Below are 19881 nucleotides of genomic sequence, written 5' to 3'. Positions count from 1 at the left end.
TTAGATATTGCACTAGAACTTTCGCCACTCAGCAAAAATAGAAATTCTTAGTATTTCTATAGTCTGAGAGTTCTAACATCATACCTTTAAATTATCGCAAACAACGTATTCAATTAAAATAAAATTGGATATCGCAGCTATAGTATTCTTTAAACGAAACGAGAGTCATTCATTACCAATAAAAACACCCTTATCAGGGTGTCTAAGATTGAAAATATTCTTATTAAAAGATTTCAAAACAAATAAGTTATATCAAAAAATATAGGGAGCAAAATTTATTCTCCCGATGTTATTGAATATGCAGCCCATGAATCATCAAGCTTTTCTTGTTTCCAAATATTTAACATTACTTTAGATGCAGGAAATAAATTTGTAGGTAAATCTGATAAACGAAACCAATCCCATTTTTCAAAAATATCAGGTTCTGTTACAACGATTTTTTCTTTCATCTGTTTATTTTGTAATTTAAAAGATAGCCCTATGGTATTATTTACATGTGCCAAAGATTGGTTAATAAACACAACAAATGGTTGAATATTCTCTATTTCTATTTTCAATCCAGTTTCTTCAAAAACCTCTCTAAAGGCTGCTTACTCAAAAGTTTCCCCTGCCTCAACTTTCCCACCAGGAAAGCACCATGAAGGATCTTCATCTGATTTTATACGCAAGCCTAACAAAACCTGCTCAGCTTCATCTAATATCATCACTCCTACACCTAAAATAGGAGATAAATCTAAAGATTGGGTCATAATTCAGTTCCTTTCCATATTTTTATAAAAAATAAACGATTAAAGTGACTATTAAACAGTAGTCTACTCCCATAATGAGAGCTTATTATTACAGTAATAATATGGCTCACATCAAATATCTCTAGATAATTACTAATCCCTAATTACCCTCCTAGTTCTAAAATAAAAAAGGGCTGAATAACTCAGCCCTTCTATTCACATCATTTATTCAAAACTTATGCATCTGTATTCAATGCCACACTATGTTGCGCATTTCTTAACTTTCGCTGTTTAAGAAAATACGCCAGCATCAAACATAGAATCCACGCAGGAATCATCATCACGGCAATACGCATATCAGGTGTTAATGACATCACCACCAAGATTCCCAGCATAAAGATCATGCAGAGATAATTACTAAATGGATAAGCAATACTTGGGAATTTGGTTGTTACGCCTTCTGCTTGCATGGCTTTACGGAACTTGAGATGTGTCCATGAAATCACCACCCAGTTAATGACAATCGCAGCAACTACCAGCATCATCAATAAGCCAAACGCTTTTTCAGGAAATGCATAGTTCAACAATACACACAAAACCGTCACGAAAGCTGAAAGATATACCGCATTGGTTGGAATACCACGCTTATTGATATGCTTGAGGAATTTCGGTGCATTGCCTTGTTGAGCCAAACCTAACAACATACGGCTACTGCAATAACTTGTACCGTTATATACCGATACTGCCGCGGTCAAAATCACAAAATTCAGTAAAGTCGCTACACCTTGACTGTCCAGTGAAGCAAATACCATCACGAACGGACTACCGCCTGCTGCCATTTGATTCCAAGGGAATAATGCAAACAGAATGAAAAGTGTCGCAATATAGAAAATCAGAATACGGTAAATAATCTGGTTCACTGCTTTTGGTAGAGTTTTATCTGGCTCACGTGCTTCGGCTGCGGTAATACCAAATAACTCGATGCCACCAAATGCAAAGATGATCACCGCCATTGCCATGACTAAACCTTCAACACCAAATGGGAAAAATCCACCCAATGCCCAAAGGTTACTGATGCTCGCCTGCGGCCCTGCTGTACCTGTTGCAAGTAGATATGAACCAAAGGCAATCATGGCGAGGATCGCTAGAATCTTGACGATGGAAAACCAGAACTCCATTTCGCCAAAAAACTTTACATGTAACAGGTTGATACCGTTAATTAAAATAAAGAAAGCCAGTGCTGAAACCCATGTCGGTATTTCAGGCCACCAATACTGAATATAGAGACCAATTGCACTCAACTCTGCCATACAGACCAGAACATTGAGTACCCAATAGTTCCAGCCCGACATAAAGCCTGCAAATGAGCCCCAGTATTTATAGGCAAAATGACTGAATGAACCACTTACTGGCTCTTGTACGACCATTTCACCTAACTGACGCATCATTAAAAATGCAATCAGTCCTGCAATCGCGTAACCCAATATGACCGAGGGGCCTGCCAACTTGATTGATTGGGAAATCCCGAGAAACAGACCTGTACCAATTGCACCACCTAGCGCGATAAGCTGGATGTGCCGATTGCTTAGACCATGTTTCAGGTTTCCTTGCTCCTGTTTTGACATATGATTATTCTCGTCCTTGTAGCGTAATTTTTTTGTCTAAAATTACGTATATCATAAATTAATCACCAATGCCTACCTCTAATCAAAAAATATTTGATTTACTTTTCAGATAACCGCGCATATAAACAGAAAATTCAATAAATAACAAATATTATGAATAATGTAATTAAATTATGTATTGCGTAATTAATTATTTTCAGTATGATAGAAATCATAAAGTCGATATTTCTTGCTTGAGCCAAGACAACTCAATGGATAAGACGAAAAATATGTATCGTTTTTTCAAAAGCTTGAACATAGCAAGATAAAAATTTAAACGTTTTTCACAGAATGAGAGACAAGGAAGGTACAACATGGCGCAACAATTAAACTCTTTTCTTGAGATTGATCCACAATCAGATTTCACAATTCATAATTTGCCTTACGGAATCTTTAGCGAAACAGCACAAAGTGATAAACGTGTAGGTGTTGCGATTGGCGACTGGGTACTTGATCTTGCAGCATTAGAAGCGCATGGCGTGTTACACAGCAACGTCCCAAACTGTTTTAATCAAACAACGTTAAATAAATTTATTGAAACAGGTAAGCAAAACTGGCAAGCCGTTCGTAAAACCTTGCAAAACTTACTGTCTGCTGAGAACCCTGCTTTACGCGATAACGCAGACTTACGCCAGAAAGCATTATTGAAACAAGATGCCGTTACGCTACATTTACCAGTACATGTACCGGGCTATACCGATTTCTACTCATCTAAAGAACATGCGACCAATGTTGGTACCATGTTCAGAGACCCGAAAAATGCCTTATTGCCAAACTGGAGTGAACTACCAGTGGGCTATAACGGTCGTGCCAGCTCTGTGATTGTCAGCGGTAAAGATATTGTCCGTCCTTCTGGTCAGATCAAATTACCAAATGAAGAACGTCCTGTTTTTTCAGCAACGCGTAAACTCGACTTTGAACTGGAAACTGCTTTTATTGTAGGTAAAGCCACTGAACTAGGTGAGCCGATTGCGATTGAAAATGCATGGGATCATATCTTTGGTATGGTGTTGCTAAATGACTGGTCTGCGCGTGATATCCAGCAATGGGAATATGTTCCGCTCGGCCCGTTCAATGCCAAAACTTTTGCCAGCGCAATTTCCCCATGGATCGTTACCATGGAAGCTTTGGAGCCATTTAAACTCAAAGGCCCAGAACAACAGCCACAACCACTCGGCTATTTACAGGAAAATGTTGCAAACAGCTATGACATTCATTTGAGTGTTGAAGTACAAACACCTCAAGCACAACAAGCAGAAGTGATTTGCCAGACCAACTTTAAATATATGTACTGGTCGATGGCGCAACAACTCACCCACCATACCATTGCAGGCTGTAATGTTCAGGTTGGCGATCTCATGGGTTCTGGTACGATTTCTGGGCCAACTGAAAACTCTTACGGCAGTTTGCTTGAGCTGACATGGAATACCACCAAGCCACTTCACCTTTCAAACGGCGAAACACGCGGCTTCCTTGAAGACGGCGACCGTGTTGTCATGAAAGGTTATTGTGAAAAAGATGGTATTCGCGTGGGCTTTGGCGAAGTTGCCAACACCATTTTACCAGCACGTCACTTTAGTTTTAACGAACAAAAGGACGAGCGCTATGAAACTGTATAGTTATTTTCGTAGCTCGGCCGCGTACCGTGTCCGTATTGCGCTGAACCTGAAAGAGATTGCCTATGAAACCCAGCCTGTTCATTTGGTCAAAAATGAACAGCAACAGGAACAATATGTTGCGCTGAATCCAAGCCAGCTTGTTCCTACGCTGATGGATCAGGATCAGGCGCTTTCACAGTCACTCAGTATTCTGGAATATCTGGAAGAACAATATCCAGCAACCCCATTGTTACCGAAAGATAGCATTGAACGCGCCAAAGTACGTGCATTTGCTCAGGTCATCGCCTGTGATATTCACCCACTGGATAATCTGAGAGTGCTGAAATATCTCAAGAATGATCTTGCAGTCAGCGATGAGCAAAAAAATCAATGGTATCAGCACTGGATTATTGAAGGCTTTAAAAGTCTGGAAAAACAGTTGCAGCATTCCAACGGGCAATTCTGTTTTGGTACACAAGCCACGATTGCCGACTGCTGCCTGATTCCACAGGTTTATAACGCAAAGCGCTTCAAGATTGATTTAAGCGCTTTCCCAAAAATTGAATCGATTTATCAACATTGTTTAACCCTTCCAGCATTTTTACATGCTGCACCAGAACAACAACCAGATTGGGAATAGGGATAAAAGGAGTTTTATCATGAGCTTTGCAATTAAAAAAATTCACCACGTGGCCTATCGTTGTAAAGATGCTAAAGAGACTGTGGAATGGTATAAAAAAATGCTCAACATGGATTTCATTCTGGCATTTGCTGAAGACCATGTACCTTCTACCAAAGCCTTTGATCCTTATATGCATCTATTTCTCGATGCTGGACAAGGCAATGTACTAGCATTTTTTGAATTACCGACTCAACCAGAAATGGGACGTGATGAGAATACCCCACAATGGGTTCAACATATTGCTTTTGAAGTTGAAGACCAAAATGCATTATTAGCAGCAAAAGCACATCTTGAAGCCAATGATGTCAAAGTATTAGGCGTTACCAATCATGGTATTTTCCATTCAATTTACTTCTTCGATCCAAATGGTCATCGTCTGGAACTGACCTATAATGATGTTCACGCAAATGCCAAAATCTCACGTATTACAGAAGAAATGAAAATGGAAATGCTGGATGAATGGAGCCGTACCAAACGTGCTCCACACCATACTCACTTCTTGCATGAAGATGAGCTAGGAGCATAATTCAGGCTCAAACGCTCGGCATTGGGGTTCTATCGCTTCAATGCCGATTTTTATTGCCTGAATATAACGCATGTATACGCTTTTTATGGCTTATGCTTGTGATACGAATATAGTGTAAGGTGATTAAAAACAATTGTATGCTTATACAATTCACCTATTTAAATCATTTAAAAAGATGATTTCTATTTTAGGTCATGCTCAGGCATTATGTGCTGCATGTAACACTAAATATTGACAGTAAACGCACACAGCTAAATGTATGCAGATTAAGGGTTATTGAATGATTGAAGAAAAGTTATCTGGTGGGGTTCAATCACTTGAGGTCGGTCTAGCCGTACTCAATGCCCTTTTGGAACACAATAAACCGATTATATTAAAAGAATTATCTAGCCGACTGGATATGCATCCTGCCAAAGTTCACCGCTATCTGGTCAGCCTGATCCGCATGAACTATGCAAAACAGCTTGAAGATGGTCAATATGCCTTAGGTGATCAGGCATGGCGTCTGGGTTTGAACTGCATTCAGCATACCGATGTATTACAACTGGTACAGCATCTTATTTACGAATTACAAAACAAGATCGGTTGCGGTATCCAGATTAGCAAATGGTCGCCTAGAGGCCCATTAGTGGTGCAATCAATTGAGTCTAATCACCCGATTTCCATTGTCACCAAAGTGGGTTCGGTTATGCCGTTAATCAACTCCGCTGCTGGGCGCGTATTTGCTTCATATATGCCTGAGGCCATCATTAAGCCGCTTATGCTGGCTGAATGGGAAAAAGCGACACAAAACCACTACCCGATCAAACCGAGTAATTGGGATGAGTTCCTTGCGCTTAAACAAACTACACTACAACACGGCATGGCGATTGCTCAAGGCGACCTGCTGGTCGGAATCAATGCAGTCGGTTTACCAATTTTTAATGCACATCACTCGATGGAGTTTTGTATTGTTGCACTGGACAGTGAAATGTTCTTCTCGGTGCAGGAAGGCAGTGAAAAACTGGAACTATTTAAACGTGAAGTGGCTGCGATCAACCAGTATATTCAAACTCGTTAATTTTTATTCATCATAAAAAAGCCAAGAAATAAACTTCTTGGCTTTTTCGTTTCTTTCAGTTTTAGCTTATTTTGCTTCTAACACACCACGGCGAATCTGGTCACGTTCGATTGATTCGAATAATGCCTTAAAGTTGCCTTCACCGAAACCGTCATCATCTTTACGTTGAATAAATTCAAAGAAAACTGGCCCAAGCATGTTTTGAGAGAAAATCTGTAATAACAGTTTCTTCTGACCATCTTTGGTATTGCCATCCAGTAAGATACCGCGTTTTTGCAGTTCTTCAGTTGGCTCGCCATGATCCGGTAAACGGTCTTTCAACATTTCATAATAAGTTTCAGGTGGCGCGGTCATAAACTGCATACCCATACCTTTTAACTTATCCCATGTTGAAAGCAGATCATCGGTAATAAAGGCAATATGTTGAATACCTTCACCATTAAAGTCCGCCAAGAACTCGGCAATTTGACCATTGCCCTTGTCTGAGTCTTCATTTAATGGAATACGAATCATGCCATCGGGTGCAGTCAACGCTTTCGAAGTCAAACCTGTATATTCACCTTTAATGTCGAAGTAACGGATTTCCTGGAAATTAAAGATTTTTTCATAGAAGTTCGCCCAATATTCCATACGTCCTTTATAAACGTTGTGGGTTAAATGGTCGATTTCGTTTAAGCCCGCACCTTTTGGATTGCGCTCGACATCATCAAAGAAAACAAAGTCATTTTCATAAATATCACGATCTACCAGAAAAATTGGCATACCACCAATGCCTTTAATCGCAGGAATATTCAATTCCATTGGGCCAGCTTGCGAGTACATCGGCTCTGCACCCAATTCGATTGCATTTTTAAATGCCTTCGCTGCATCACGGGTTCTAAAGCCCATTGCACATGCGGACGGGCCATGTTCTTTAAAGAAGAATGAAGCATAAGATTCTGGCTGGTAATTCAAAATGATATTGATATTACCCTGACGCCATAAATAAACTTTTTTAGATTTATGCTTTGCCACCTTGGTAAAGCCAATTGTTTCAAAGATTTGGTCTAATCCATTTTCCGTCGAAACAAATTCAATAAAAGCAAAACCACATAGTTCTAATGGGTTATCTAAAATGTCCATCTAGTTTCCCTTATTTAGATAAATTCATCCGTTGTTAATGCAAAGTACCGTATTTTGTTTTGGCTCATCTCAGCTCACTCAAAAAATCAGCACTTATATGCATTACTTTTAGAAAAGGTCACAGGTGTTTTTATAAGTATGTTAAAAGCATCCGTGTTGAAACCTTTCCTTCCATAAGTAAGCCAATGCAACCATAAAGTATGAACTTTCTCTGCATAGGCCCTCAACCATAAATTCATGCTACAAGAAAGATTAAATTTATGCAATACATAATTAAATTATGTTATGTGTAATTTTATTGGTTTTTTCTTGTCATATATAACGTGTTTTAACTTAATTCGAAGCAGTACCTGCTAGGAGACAGAATTTAAAAAGAAAAATGCCTCCAACTAAATCAGACATTGGTCTCAAGATCAAAAAGTCAGCACCTTAGAAGCAGAATATTATTTTGAAGCAAAACAAAGGAGGTAGCGAGATGAGGGAGATAGAAGATGAGAAGCATCCCGACAAGATATTATCGGGATGCGCTTATTTTAAGATGGAAATGCCCAAAGATCATTGGAATCAACCGTATCCGATAACAATCTAAAAGCAGCAGGCTCCAGATCCTGATCGACTACGACATAACCTTTTTCATTATTTTTTAAGGCTGCACATTTATTTTCAGTGAATTGATAACTTGCAGTATTTGCCAATGAACTCTCACTGATTTTTGCTGTGAAGCTACAGTTTTGATCAAGTGAAATCATTTGTCCTTGAGCTTTTACCTCAACAGGAATCGAACTGCCGTCAGCCAAAGATAAGGTATAGCTTCCCACCAGCTCATTCAAACTTAGCTTTTGATCATCAATTTTTTCATAATGGGCAAATTCAAGCTTGAGATTTTTATCGCTTTGATTGCTATGCCAGATTTTAGTTGCTACATCATAATGCATCACGATCTGAGCGCGATCTTGCTCATCATTCAAAACCACCAGCTTGGTGCCATCCGTACCTGAATAGTATTTACCCACTGTAGGCAATTCCTGATCGCTTTCGATACTGACCGAATAAGTACCCACTGCTAAAGCAAGAACTGGCTCTGACTTCTCGGCTGGCTGTTCTTGTCGATCATTGTTGTCATCATGACAAGCGCTCAAGGCTAAGCCAAGAAGGAATACCCATAAACAACGTTGCATTGGCCTTCCCCTTACTTGAACAGGTTTTTAAGACGGATCTTTAGCCATTCTTGCGCTGCAGGACGATGGTCGTAGGCGACTTGCATTGCAGTCACTGCAATCTTGCTTTGTACAACAGCACTTTCATCTGTTGCTTGTGCTGCTGTTGGTGCATTGGAATTAATGCCAAAACCTAAACCGTATTGATTGCCGCCTTTATCATCTTTGCTGACTTTAAAATTAAAGTTATACAAGTCATAGCTACCAATTTTCGAGAACGCGAACGGCGTGCTGGTGCTTAAGTTCTTTGGAAAGTTGACATTCAAAGTAATGCCTTTAGGTAACAAAGCACCCTGACCTGCTTTATTTTGAAGCTCTTTCAATAATACGACTGTCTGTTTTGCCACAATCACGGAATTAGCATTATTTAAAGTCTTATCATCCACCGTATTTGGATCTGCACTTAAGGCAATTGAAGGAATTCCTCGAGCTGCCGAAAATTGTACGTTACCAATCGTGCCCGAATGAACCACAACCCGACCAACATTCTGCCCTTCATTTGGCCCTGACAAGACAAGATCAGGTGCTTTACCCCAGCGTTTATTGGCAACCACATCCAGACCATAAGCAGTTGCCATGACAGGTGTGCCATGTACATAACTCCAGTCCCCATTGGTATAACCTGCTTTAGTAAAAGTACCTGCTGCTGGTGCACCAATCGCTGCTGCCCCATTATGGCAACCATTTTCAGCCGCAATCTGCTTATCATTATCCGCCGAAATTACGCTAGCGCTGTACATCACAATCGCCCCACCACGTCCGCTTTGTGGTGAACATGGCACAGATACAGCGACACTATGACCATTGGCCTTTAACTCATCATAAAGCGCTTTGACATTACTGGTTAAGCCATCATCATTCACAATTAAAATATTTAAAGCAAAAGTCTGCGTCGAACATGCAGCTAAAATTAATCCACCCCAAAAACTCTTTTTCATCGTCCTATCACTATTCAAAATATTCGCCAGAAACAATAGTGTTGAAATATGAAAAATTTATGACGTATTCGTGTAGAGGCTTTAGCAAATCACCTGATTCAGATCTATTCGCTGTCTTAAATTCTTAACAAAGTTCGATTAATTTAAATAAATAATTGATAAAGACCACAGTGATCATTGAACTATGAACGAGATATCAACCTTTGAAAAACTGACCCAACTTATTGATTCTTATAGCCATGAGCATGGCGCCAGACCACAAAAAATTTTAATCGGTTATAAAGCCTATTATCATCTTATGGGCAACTCGAACTTTGCCACAGAAGTGACAGATTCAGCATTAAATCCAAATAAAAGAAGGTATAAAAAGATAAAAATTAAGGTCACTAAAGATGATTATCAACTTGAGCTAGAATGATGTTCTAGCCAAAAAATACAGATCATTAGCTCTGCAATTTATACGTTTAAATCAGAATTTCATTTTCGTTATAATATTTTTCCAGTTCAGCAATCAGCTGTTCTTTGCCATCCATGCCATATAATTCAAAATTGATTTTTTCCAGATAATTGACAATAAAAATTAAGCGACTATTTTCATCATTCTGCCGCTTCTTTTCTTGCAAAAACTTTTTATACGCGACAAAGAGTTGATAACTTTGACGCGCATTTCGTCTTCTATTTAAGCTTGTTGTGTTGTCTTGCTCAACCATACTTTACATTTTACCCCTTATGAAATAAAAACCCACCGAAGTGGGTTCAGAAGCCATCAGAATGTTGTGTTAGAAAACATCAAAATTATTATTTTTATGCTCTAACCAACTATTTCTTGTTCTTATAGAATTAGAATAATCTGATGTTATGACAATTCAATGACCAATAGAATTTGATTAAAATTCTCTATTCATCAGGTAACGTTGAGCAATATGCACGGCCTGATTCGGTTTAGGCTGACACTGCGTCCAGATCCCATCCGCTTGAAGCTCCCAAGCACGGCGATTGTCTTTGAGATAATTATTCAAGCCATCTTCGATAATCAATTTCTTGAGTTTCTTGTCTTCAATCGGGAAGCAAGTTTCGATGCGGGAAAACAGATTACGTCCCATCCAGTCCGCACTTGCGCAATACAGCTTAGCATCACCATCATTATAGAAATAGTAAACACGGGTATGTTCTAAATAACGCCCCACGATCGATCGTACACGGATATTCTCCGAAAGCCCTTTCACTTGCGGTCTTAGACAGCAGATTGAACGAATGATCAGATCAACCTGCACACCCGCCTGTGATGCTTTATAAAGTGCATGAATCAATTGTGCTTCGGTCAAGGCATTGACCTTAATCATGATATGCGCTTTCTTACCCGCTTTGCTGTTTTCGATTTCTTGCTGAATCAGATCAATCAATTGTGCATGTAGGGTAAAAGGTGCATGGAAAAGCTTCTTTAACTTAGCCATTTTCCCCATACCCGTCAATTCCTGAAAGACTTTATGGACATCTTCGCAAATGTCATCGTCACCCGTAAGCAGCCCATAATCGGTATAAATTTTGGCATTGGTTGCGTGATAATTTCCTGTGCCCAAATGCACATAACGTTTAATCTTGTCTTGCTCGCGACGCACCACCAGAATCATTTTTGCATGTGTTTTATAACCAACGATGCCATAAACAACAACCGCACCTGCCTCTTGCAATACATTCGCCACTTCAATATTTGATTCTTCGTCAAATCTCGCTCTTAGCTCAATGACAGCGGTGACTTCTTTACCATTTCTTGCTGCTTCCGCAAGGATTTTCACAATTTCGGAATCCGCTCCACTTCGGTAAAGCGTTTGCTTAATGGCAAGCACATTCGGATCATAAGCAGCATCTCGCAAAAGCTTGATCACAGGAGCAAAACTGTCAAATGGATGGTGTAACAGTACATCACCTGCCTTGAGCACATCAAAGATTGGCTTTTTGCTATAAAGTGCTTTAGGAATTTTTTGTAGATAAGGCTTAAAGCGTAATTCAGGTAAATCAAAATTTGAGATAAAACGTGCCAGATTGACAGGGCCATCAACAAAATATAAATGTTCTTTTTCGAGTTCAAATTGTTCCAGTAAATAATCAGCAATATGATCTGGACAGTTTTTATTGACTTCAAGTCGGACGGCGCGCCCAAAACGTCTTGCAGATAGCTCACCTTTTAATGCAACCGCCAGATCTTCAACATCTTCTGATACTGTTAAATCAGCATTTCGGGTGACACGGAATTGATAACAACCTGTTGCCTTCATGCCAGGGAACAAGTCAGAGATATGTTCCTGAATAATCGCCGACAGTAAAATATAGTGTTCTGCGCTACCCGAAACATGATGAGGTAATTTTACCAGTCGAGGTAAAGATCTTGGTGCGGGTACAATCGCTAAATCGATTTCACGGCCAAATGCATCCTTACCTTCCAAGGTAACAATAAAGTTCAGACTTTTATTGGCTAATCGTGGAAATGGATGAGCGGGGTCCAGACTGATCGGTGTGACTACAGGCTGTACTTCACTGTAGAAATAATCTTTAATCCAAGCCTTATGCTTTTCCAGAATATCGGCATGTTGTATGTAATGTACCCCATGACCTTGTAACTGGGGCAAAATCGTATAATTCAGGATCTTATATTGTTCTTCTACCGCCTCATGAACCACTTTAGAAATTTGCTGCAATACCTCTGCAAGCGGCATTTCATCTGGTCCTGTGACCTGAGTCGACATATTGATTTGTTGCAACAGACTGGCAACGCGGATTTCAAAAAATTCGTCTAAATTGCGAGAAAAAATAATTAAAAAATTAAGTCGTTCCAGTAGCGGATGTTCAACATCTTTTGCCTGTGCAAGCACACGTTTATGAAACTCTAATAGCGACAACTCTCGATTTAAATATGTTTCTAAACTATGTTCTTGAGCATTTTTGAGTGCATGCAGTGAGGTCATTGATTACTCTTTTTTATATATAAATTACTTTGCGATAAAGCAACTGGAAACGGATTTTTCAATCTCCTATTTTCTTAAAAATATATTGCAGATTAATGACATAAATAAATTGTTTGCAAAAAAAAATAAACCATTTGATCTCGCTCAAGTTAAAACCATACGAGATCAAATGAAAGAGATGAGTCAATAGCGGTTCAAAATAAAACCACGATTAAAACATCTTTATGTCTATGGTCTAAAATTTATAACCCAGTTTAAGCCCATATCCGATGGAGTGATTTTGACTAAACTCAGCCACGTAATAATCACTGCCAGCCTGTGCACCCAGTTGTGCTTTTGCATCACCCAGCCAGAAATATTTCACGCCACCTGAAATAAAAGTTTGAGCTGTGGGACTATATTGTGCGCCAATACCAACATTATAGTAGCCTTTCACCGGGCCACCACTTGACACTTTTTCTCCAGCGCCCGAATCCCATCCAACCGACATCGAAGCAAACCATTTCTGAGAAAGTTTTTGTCCTAGCCCAAGATTTGCTGACCATTGATCATCATAATAACGAACTAAATTAAAACCATCTGGTCGACTTGGCGTAGACAAACTGCCCACCATCTTGGAAATTTCGCCAAAACGATAAGGCTGAAAAGAAAAGTCACTCCAGTTCACCCAGCGTACATTACCAAATAACAATGTTCCTGGGCGCAAGCCCGTTTGGAACTCAAGATTAACGGAATCTGGTGTCTTGAACTTGGTGGTTCCAGAGCTATTCGCATTGGGCAACTCAGCCACAATATGGTTGAGTGCTGCTTTTTTCTGCTCGGTCATTTTCCCAATCGAAATCATATAACTTAAATGCTGATCGACCAGATCACGTCCTTGCTGGGTACTTAACATATCAATCAACGGCGCATTTTCAGTTGCGTTGACTTTATGTTCTATTTCAGAACGATAGGTTAATGAGGCTTTCAAACCTTTTTCTGGAATCTGATACGCAAAACCAGCCAACCAGCCCCAGTCACCCACGGCTTTGCTGTGAAAATCATAGCCATTATAGAGACTGAACACCGCACCTCTAAGTTCAACCTGACTCTTAAAGTTTTCATAGGTCGGGCCGAGATAAAAATTCCAGTTTTTATTGGGCTGATAACCAAAAATAAAACTTAAATTCTGGATATCAAAGCTGGATTTAGTATTGCCTGTTGGCGCGTTATTGGAGGTTGCTTGGGCAATTCTCGTGGTCGTCATCCCTGGCAATAAAACAATATCATTTGAGGTGGCGACAAAGCTGTTATTGCCTGAATACTCCGTATCTGAACCAAAAGGTTCATCATAAATAAAACCAAAAGAAAACTTTGGCGCGAGTTGTAGTTTTAATGCGGCTGAGGGCCAGTAACTTGAATTTGCAATATCAGAGATCGGCTGACGCGAAGCATTGATACCCGCTTCTTGCCCTTGTAGGGAGCTATCCGTGACTGATAAACCTGCTTCAAAATAATTTCCTGGCTGTAAAAAGGCTGAAATGGATTGTCCATTTCGATCAAAAGCAGCGGCATTTAATTGTGTTGAAAAAACCGCCAACAGTAAACAATTGATTTTATGATTCATTTTACATTTCCTTGTAGAATGAAAGGGAGCTTTTTTATTGCTCTACTCCCTTCGATTTTCTTAAAATATTAATTAATAGTCTGGTCGAGTCAAAATTGGAAAATTAGGCGTTGGTTTTTTAAATAGCATAAAGAATTGTCCAACTTTCATCGGATTGCCCTTTATCTCGCTGTCTTTAGATTGCAGCAGTTTGGCAGGATTGGTTTCACCACTGATCAGTCTCAAATAGGAAAGCTTGGTGAGGCTTAATGTCGGACAGTCGGCTGGTAAACGATTACGCTCTATTTTTTCAAACAGCATGACAGAATTCTCGATCCGCAATGCAAAGTTTTCATTGCGATCGGTTAAGACCAGATTCAGGCACTGATTTTCATTTTTTAAATTTTCGACATCCAGATTGGTGGCCATAGCCTCCAGAAATCTTTCGGTTGGCGTATGAATCAGTAAACCTAAACGACTCGAGGTATTTTTAACTGTCGGCTGGCCTTGCAGTTCTTGCGCCCCCATTAAATAGAAATTACGCCAGGTTGACGCTTCCGCCGTATATCCAAGTTGACGGTATGTTTTAGCGAGTAGCTGTCTTGCCTGAGCATTGTCAGGGTTATTAAAGACCAGATGTTTTAATACTTCTGCTGCCCATCGATACTCCGCTTGATCATAAGCTTTCTGGGCATTTTGTAGTGCGTTGACCTCTCCTCCAGCAAGCTCAATATATTTCTTTGCCGCATCTCTAGGGGGCAATGGATCAAGATTGGAAGGATTCGCATCAAACCAGCCCATATAGTATTGATATACCGCTTTGGCGTTGTGCTTTAAGGTACCGTAATAACCATGCACATATAATTTCTGATCCAGCTCTGGTGGCAGTTTAATTTTTTCAGCGATTTCCGCACCATTTAGCCCTGAGTTCATATAACGAACCGTCTGATCATGGATAAACTTATAAACATCTCTTTGTGTTTTAATAAAGTCCTGAATATTGGCATTGCCCCAAACTGGCCAGTGATGCTGGGCAACAAAGACTTCCGAATTTTTGGTTTGTTCTAGCGCCTGATTTAAATAACCCACCCATTTTAAGGTATCGCGGACTTTTGCCCCTCTCAAGGTATAAAGGTTATGCAACGTATGCGACAGAATCTCCGCGCCATTGTAGAGTTTCAGCGAAGGAATGGAGAATGTCAGTTCTGACGGTGCTTCTGAGCTGGGTACATTATAAAAAACGAAATCCAGACCATCGATCTTGAGCTTCTGTTCTGACTGTGTAATCAACTTATTCGGTTCTAAAATCCCCATTTGTCCGACAGCGACCGCCTTGCCCAGACCATTATCGACTAGACCATCGATACGTTTAGGCAAATATGTTCCATACATATAGCTGGCACGGCGCGTCATCGCAGGACCCGCCATGATATTTTCACTGGTGGCCTCTTCCATAAAGCCTTCTGGTGCAACAATCGATATCTTTCTTTGCTTCAACTCTTCAGCCGAAATCACGCCCAGCGCACCACCGAAGTGATCCACATGACTATGGGTAAAAATAATTGCCGAAATTTTTTGATCGCCCAGATATTGTCGAGCAAACTTGATCGCAGCATCAGCCGTTTCTTTTGCTGTTAAAGTATCAACAATAATCCAGCCTGTTTTCCCTTGAATAATGGTCATATTGGCCAGATCAAAACCGCGAATCTGCCAAACACCATCTGTCACCTTAAACAAGCCCGCATTATTATTTAACTTGGCTTGTCGCCATAGACTTGGATTTACCGTATCAGGGGCAGCACCGTTAATAAAATTAAAGGCATCGAAGTCCCAGATCACATCGCCTTGTTCATTTTTGATCTGACCGCTCGGCTTGGCAACAAGCCCTCTTTCTGCATTTTTAAACTCTTGTTCATCTTGTAAATTATATTTATTTTGATAGAGCGCATGAGATTCAATCACTGCCTTTTCTACATTGACATCCGCTGCGCCAACATAAAACGGTAAAACACATAATAATGACGCTGTAACGACTTTAATCTTCATATTACTTCCTTATAACTTCTTTTATCCCGTTCACTGTTATATTTCAATGTGTCTTAGGATGCTCAAAACCGTAGGTAAAACCAGATATATACTTAAAACTTATGTTTAAATAACAATGTATTAACCGCTTCTATTCTCCTTTTTATGATGCCAGAAAGATCTAAATCCTTTTATAAATTCTCCATATAACGTTGTCTCTTTTTGACCAAAGTAGATTGATCAATTCCTAAAGCTTGGGCTGCTTTTTGCGTGGTTTTAAACTCTGTCAGTGCTTTGGCAATAATGCCGTATTCAAATGCCTCAACCTGTCTTTTTAGATTTCTCTCTGTCGGTTGTGAGGCAGATACATCAATCAAAGATTGAGGTTCATCAAAAATATTGGCAGGAATATCGGAAGGCTGAATCTGATCAGACAAACTCATGACTACGGTCTGTTCGATAAAGTTAGTCAATTCCCGAATATTTCCAGGCCATGAATACTGCTTCATCATCTGGATGACCGTTTTGGAATAGGTTCTATTGAGCTGATATTTATGATTAAAAAACTTGAGATAATGATTGGTTAAAGGTTCGATTTCACTAATACGATCTTTTAAATCATCTAAATGTAACTTAGCCACACACAGTCGATAATAGAGGTCATTCCGAAATGTTCCCTTCTTCATTAGTTCCTGTAAGTTATGATGTGTCGCTGAAATAATCCTGACATCGGTATAAATATAATCACTGCCGCCTACAGGAATAAACCGATTATCTTCAATCACTTTTAATATTTTTGCCTGCAAGGCCAGTGGCAAATCCCCCACTTCATCCAGAAATAAAGTGCCGCCATTCACCGCTTCAAATAAGCCTTTTTTGCCTTTCTGCAATGCGCCTGTGAATGCACCAGGCACATAGCCAAACAGTTCGGATTCTAATAAACCGTCAGGCATGGTGGCACAATTGATTTCCAGAAAAGGTTTATCTTTTCTTTTGCTGCGATTATGGATATGGCGTGCCAACATGGTCTTGCCCGTGCCAGTGCTGCCTTGAATCAGCACTTTTATATCAGATGCTGCGAGCCGATCTGCCAGTTGATAGATCTGGTTGGTTGAATCACTCAAATGTTCAAACAAATCTGCAAATGGCTTGGAATGAGAGTATTTTTCCTGAGTGTTTTTAATATCTTCCAGCTCACGCTGAGCATTTTGGGCACGTAATAATGCCGTAATATCACGTACAGAAGTAATCACTGCAACCAAGCTATTGGTGGTTTCATGAAAAACAGGATGACCTGTAACCAGTAATTCTTTGCCATTTTTTAGTGACTGCAAGATCGTGGTTTTTTTACAGCTTTTAATGACTTCCAGTGAAACAGAGCGCGAGAGTACACCTGCATTGACCAGCTCCTGAATGGAATGATCAATCAGATCATTGCGTTCCAGACCCGTCAGCATCAAATAGGCATCATTTGCAAATAAGATCTGTCCCATCCCATCTGTAATAAATACTCCATCATCAATTGCGTCCATAATTGAAATGAACATTTTTTTTGAAATTCTCACGTCCCTTGAGTTTTCCTTATCAAAGAAATTTATCCAGTCCATTGTCTTATCTCTAAATACCGTTCTAAGTGATGATTTAGAACATTGCTAAGTTTTACAGCATCTCATCTGTATGCTTTCAAAAACATATTGGTATTTAATTATTTATCTTTCAACTAATAAATCTGATTAAGCAAGTATGATGCCAAAATGTATTATTTATAATTATCAGATAGATATAAAAATAAGGACTTTTGAGTTAATGAAAAAAAGCATTATTTATGATTTTTTTCATCATAAAAAATACTGAACAAATACAGGAGGCTTTTTTGGGAAAACGATTTTTATTGTTGATGTGCTATGAATAGCAATGAAGTTTATACATCAACGCTCCTACAGAAATACAATTTAGGTCAGAGGCTAGATGCAATCATGGCATCAGAAATAGAACGCGAGTGCATATGCTTGGTTTTGAGGAAAAGTCCACGCCCTTTTTTGTTTGACTTGCATACGGGTAAAATATATACATAAATAATGATACAAGCTGTATCAGGATATAAAAATACAAGAATCAAGAATAGGATGAATAACAATGTCTCATCAAATTAATCTGCCAAGGATTATGGAAATTGGCAAAAATGCACGAAGCAAGCTTCCCCTGATTCTGAATAGTTTAGGTGCAAAAAAACCACTGATCATTACCGATAAAATGATGGTTTCACTAGGATACATCGCACAAATTCAAGAAATATTAAAAGCCGAACTTATCGACAGTGATTACTTTGATGAAACCATTCCCGAACCCACCTCTAGCTCGATTGAAGCAGGTGTTGATCATGTCAAAAACCATGATTACGATGCCATTATCGCGATTGGTGGCGGCAGCCCGATAGATAGTGCGAAAGCGATCAGCATTTTAAGCAAGCACGGTGGTGTCATCGCGGATTATAAATTTCCCCGACAAGTCAATGAAATAGGCCTTCCAATTATTGCCATCCCGACCACAGCTGGGACAGGATCTGAATGTACACGTTTCACCATCATCACCAATGACCTGACCAGCGAAAAGATGCTCTGTGCGGGTTTAGGCTTTTTGCCTGTTGCAGCGATTATCGATTATGAACTCACCATGTCACTGCCTGCTCGAACCACAGCAGATACAGGAATTGATGCACTTACGCATGCAATGGAAGCCTATGTAAGTAAAAAAGCCAGTCCATATAGTGATGCGCAGGCACTCGCGGCAATGAGATTGATCGGACCAAATTTGCAAACAGCGTATCACCAACCCAGTAATGAATCTGCTCGTGAAAAAATGATGCTTGGCTCAACTTTGGCTGGCATTGCCTTTTCCAATGCCTCCGTGGCGTTGGTGCATGGCATGAGCCGACCGATTGGTGCCTTTTTCCATGTGCCTCATGGTTTATCGAATGCAATGCTGTTACCTACAGTCACTGCTTTTTCAATTCAAGCCGCCCCTGAACGCTATGCAGAATGTGCCAAAGCAATCGGCTGTGCAAATCATGATGATTCGGATGACGTCGCCAATCAGAAGCTCATTGATACGCTGATTGAGATTAATCGAGATTTGGCAGTACCCAGCTTAGCTGAGTTTGGTGTCAGTCAAAGTGATTTTGATCAGGTCGTACATACGATGGCTGAACAAGCATTGGCTTCAGGTTCACCATTAAATAATCCAGTCGTACCAACGATTGAACAGATCATCACGCTTTACCAACAACTTTGGCAAGAGCAAAAACCAGCACTTATTGACGAGAATAAACTTACTGAGGAAAGCTACACATAAAACTGATCTAAAAAGCTGCCCGTGATCGTATATCTGCCAATCAAATATAAAATAAGCGATGAATACTTGATCTAGGAATCTCGAGTTCAATCGAATTTTTTAGCGGGCGATTCATTTTACGGAAAGAATATCTTTTTAGATTTACAGCAGTTGAAATAGCAATTAAAAAAGGATATTGAATAAAACATTTATTCAACATCCTTAGCTTTTATTAAACAATGGCTTAGGCAGAGAAAGCCTGTACATTATTTAATGCAACAATACGGCTTAATTTAGCTGGTAAAACGTCCGTATTCATCACGTTTTTGATTACCGCGACCGCGGCTACCACGATCATCATAATCATCGTCGTCATCACGACGGCTGCGACCACGACCACCTGAACGGTTGCTACCGCGATCATCATAATCATCGTCGTCATC

Annotated in this window: 15 protein-coding genes and 1 pseudogene; 6 read left to right on the top strand and 10 right to left on the bottom strand. The window is 39.8% G+C overall.

The window, feature by feature from the left end:
- Positions 1 to 275 precede the first annotated feature (275 nt).
- Both A9Z07_RS03825 and A9Z07_RS03820 read right to left on the bottom strand, forming a co-directional pair.
- A pseudogene (locus A9Z07_RS03825) lies at positions 276 to 749 on the bottom strand (nucleotide triphosphate diphosphatase NUDT15).
- 215 nt (positions 750 to 964) lie between these two features.
- A complete protein-coding gene (locus A9Z07_RS03820; protein ID WP_004771932.1) occupies positions 965 to 2353 on the bottom strand; it encodes an amino acid permease in 1389 nt (462 codons plus the stop codon).
- A 353-nt stretch (positions 2354 to 2706) separates the two neighbouring features.
- On the opposite strand from A9Z07_RS03820, the gene fahA reads away from it, so the two are divergent.
- The 4 genes from fahA to A9Z07_RS03800 all read left to right on the top strand — a co-directional run bounded on the left by fahA (position 2707) and on the right by A9Z07_RS03800 (position 6258).
- A complete protein-coding gene (fahA, locus tag A9Z07_RS03815; RefSeq protein ID WP_069576913.1) occupies positions 2707 to 4011 on the top strand; it encodes a fumarylacetoacetase in 1305 nt (434 codons plus the stop codon).
- The gene (gene maiA, locus A9Z07_RS03810; RefSeq protein WP_047427047.1) at positions 3998 to 4630 is read left to right on the top strand and encodes a maleylacetoacetate isomerase; all 633 of its coding nucleotides are present in this window, start codon (positions 3998 to 4000) and stop codon (positions 4628 to 4630) included. The genes fahA and maiA overlap by 14 nt, the downstream gene beginning before the upstream one ends.
- A 19-nt stretch (positions 4631 to 4649) precedes the next feature.
- On the top strand, positions 4650 to 5198 hold the full coding sequence (locus A9Z07_RS03805) for a VOC family protein (RefSeq protein WP_005257261.1): 549 nt from the start codon (positions 4650 to 4652) through the stop codon (positions 5196 to 5198).
- A 280-nt stretch (positions 5199 to 5478) separates the two neighbouring features.
- On the top strand, positions 5479 to 6258 hold the full coding sequence (locus A9Z07_RS03800; protein ID WP_005257259.1) for an IclR family transcriptional regulator: 780 nt from the start codon (positions 5479 to 5481) through the stop codon (positions 6256 to 6258).
- A gap of 66 nt (positions 6259 to 6324) precedes the next feature.
- On the opposite strand, the gene hppD is transcribed toward A9Z07_RS03800, so the two are convergent.
- The 3 genes from hppD to A9Z07_RS03785 form a co-directional block, all read right to left on the bottom strand.
- On the bottom strand, positions 6325 to 7380 hold the full coding sequence (gene hppD / locus A9Z07_RS03795) for a 4-hydroxyphenylpyruvate dioxygenase (RefSeq protein ID WP_004771926.1): 1056 nt from the start codon (positions 7378 to 7380) through the stop codon (positions 6325 to 6327).
- A gap of 533 nt (positions 7381 to 7913) precedes the next feature.
- Positions 7914 to 8558: a hypothetical protein gene (locus tag A9Z07_RS03790; protein ID WP_069576911.1), complete on the bottom strand. Its 645-nt coding sequence runs from the start codon at positions 8556 to 8558 to the stop codon at positions 7914 to 7916.
- 11 nt (positions 8559 to 8569) lie between these two features.
- The gene (locus A9Z07_RS03785) at positions 8570 to 9535 is read right to left on the bottom strand and encodes a 5'/3'-nucleotidase SurE (RefSeq protein ID WP_069576908.1); all 966 of its coding nucleotides are present in this window, start codon (positions 9533 to 9535) and stop codon (positions 8570 to 8572) included.
- A gap of 184 nt (positions 9536 to 9719) precedes the next feature.
- Between A9Z07_RS03785 and A9Z07_RS17940 the strand changes: the two genes are divergently transcribed.
- Positions 9720 to 9953: a hypothetical protein gene (locus A9Z07_RS17940; RefSeq protein WP_005257255.1), complete on the top strand. Its 234-nt coding sequence runs from the start codon at positions 9720 to 9722 to the stop codon at positions 9951 to 9953.
- A 46-nt stretch (positions 9954 to 9999) separates the two neighbouring features.
- Here A9Z07_RS17940 and A9Z07_RS03775 read toward each other — a convergent pair whose 3' ends face one another.
- The 5 genes from A9Z07_RS03775 to A9Z07_RS03750 all read right to left on the bottom strand — a co-directional run bounded on the left by A9Z07_RS03775 (position 10000) and on the right by A9Z07_RS03750 (position 17640).
- Positions 10000 to 10245, bottom strand: coding sequence for a hypothetical protein (locus A9Z07_RS03775; RefSeq protein WP_069576902.1), 246 nt, complete (start codon positions 10243 to 10245; stop codon positions 10000 to 10002).
- 177 nt (positions 10246 to 10422) lie between these two features.
- Positions 10423 to 12498 carry a polyphosphate kinase 1 gene (gene ppk1, locus A9Z07_RS03770; protein WP_069576900.1) on the bottom strand — a complete coding sequence of 692 codons (2076 nt, stop codon included), beginning with the start codon at positions 12496 to 12498 and terminating at the stop codon, positions 10423 to 10425.
- Positions 12499 to 12733: 235 nt separating this feature from the next.
- Positions 12734 to 14104: an OmpP1/FadL family transporter gene (locus A9Z07_RS03760; RefSeq protein WP_069576895.1), complete on the bottom strand. Its 1371-nt coding sequence runs from the start codon at positions 14102 to 14104 to the stop codon at positions 12734 to 12736.
- 72 nt (positions 14105 to 14176) lie between these two features.
- The gene (locus A9Z07_RS03755; RefSeq protein ID WP_069576893.1) at positions 14177 to 16129 is read right to left on the bottom strand and encodes an alkyl/aryl-sulfatase; all 1953 of its coding nucleotides are present in this window, start codon (positions 16127 to 16129) and stop codon (positions 14177 to 14179) included.
- A 170-nt stretch (positions 16130 to 16299) separates the two neighbouring features.
- Positions 16300 to 17640 (bottom strand): sigma-54 interaction domain-containing protein, encoded by a 1341-nt coding sequence (locus A9Z07_RS03750; RefSeq protein ID WP_406935464.1) that lies wholly within the window; start codon positions 17638 to 17640, stop codon positions 16300 to 16302.
- 604 nt (positions 17641 to 18244) lie between these two features.
- Between A9Z07_RS03750 and A9Z07_RS03745 the strand changes: the two genes are divergently transcribed.
- Positions 18245 to 19459, top strand: coding sequence for an iron-containing alcohol dehydrogenase (locus A9Z07_RS03745; protein WP_069576891.1), 1215 nt, complete (start codon positions 18245 to 18247; stop codon positions 19457 to 19459).
- Positions 19460 to 19881: the final 422 nt, after the last annotated feature.

Origin of the sequence: Acinetobacter sp. YK3, from assembly GCF_001729365.1 — a bacterium.
Classification (GTDB): Bacteria; Pseudomonadota; Gammaproteobacteria; order Pseudomonadales; family Moraxellaceae; genus Acinetobacter; species Acinetobacter vivianii.
The sequence above is the reverse complement of the archived record's forward strand: the minus strand, read 5'-3'. Positions and strand labels throughout refer to the sequence as shown.

Bases quoted from the DNA above. Each gene is read 5' to 3' on its own strand.
- A9Z07_RS03820 (WP_004771932.1), bottom strand. From the start codon at position 2,353: ATGTCAAAACAGGAGCAAGGAAACCTGAAACATGGTCTAAGCAATCGG.
- fahA (WP_069576913.1), top strand. From the start codon at position 2,707: ATGGCGCAACAATTAAACTCTTTTCTTGAGATTGATCCACAATCAGAT.
- maiA (WP_047427047.1), top strand. From the start codon at position 3,998: ATGAAACTGTATAGTTATTTTCGTAGCTCGGCCGCGTACCGTGTCCGT.
- A9Z07_RS03805 (WP_005257261.1), top strand. From the start codon at position 4,650: ATGAGCTTTGCAATTAAAAAAATTCACCACGTGGCCTATCGTTGTAAA.
- A9Z07_RS03800 (WP_005257259.1), top strand. From the start codon at position 5,479: ATGATTGAAGAAAAGTTATCTGGTGGGGTTCAATCACTTGAGGTCGGT.
- hppD (WP_004771926.1), bottom strand. From the start codon at position 7,380: ATGGACATTTTAGATAACCCATTAGAACTATGTGGTTTTGCTTTTATT.
- A9Z07_RS03790 (WP_069576911.1), bottom strand. From the start codon at position 8,558: ATGCAACGTTGTTTATGGGTATTCCTTCTTGGCTTAGCCTTGAGCGCT.
- A9Z07_RS03785 (WP_069576908.1), bottom strand. From the start codon at position 9,535: ATGAAAAAGAGTTTTTGGGGTGGATTAATTTTAGCTGCATGTTCGACG.
- A9Z07_RS17940 (WP_005257255.1), top strand. From the start codon at position 9,720: ATGAACGAGATATCAACCTTTGAAAAACTGACCCAACTTATTGATTCT.
- A9Z07_RS03775 (WP_069576902.1), bottom strand. From the start codon at position 10,245: ATGGTTGAGCAAGACAACACAACAAGCTTAAATAGAAGACGAAATGCG.
- ppk1 (WP_069576900.1), bottom strand. From the start codon at position 12,498: ATGACCTCACTGCATGCACTCAAAAATGCTCAAGAACATAGTTTAGAA.
- A9Z07_RS03760 (WP_069576895.1), bottom strand. From the start codon at position 14,104: ATGAATCATAAAATCAATTGTTTACTGTTGGCGGTTTTTTCAACACAA.
- A9Z07_RS03755 (WP_069576893.1), bottom strand. From the start codon at position 16,129: ATGAAGATTAAAGTCGTTACAGCGTCATTATTATGTGTTTTACCGTTT.
- A9Z07_RS03750 (WP_406935464.1), bottom strand. From the start codon at position 17,640: ATGGACGCAATTGATGATGGAGTATTTATTACAGATGGGATGGGACAG.
- A9Z07_RS03745 (WP_069576891.1), top strand. From the start codon at position 18,245: ATGTCTCATCAAATTAATCTGCCAAGGATTATGGAAATTGGCAAAAAT.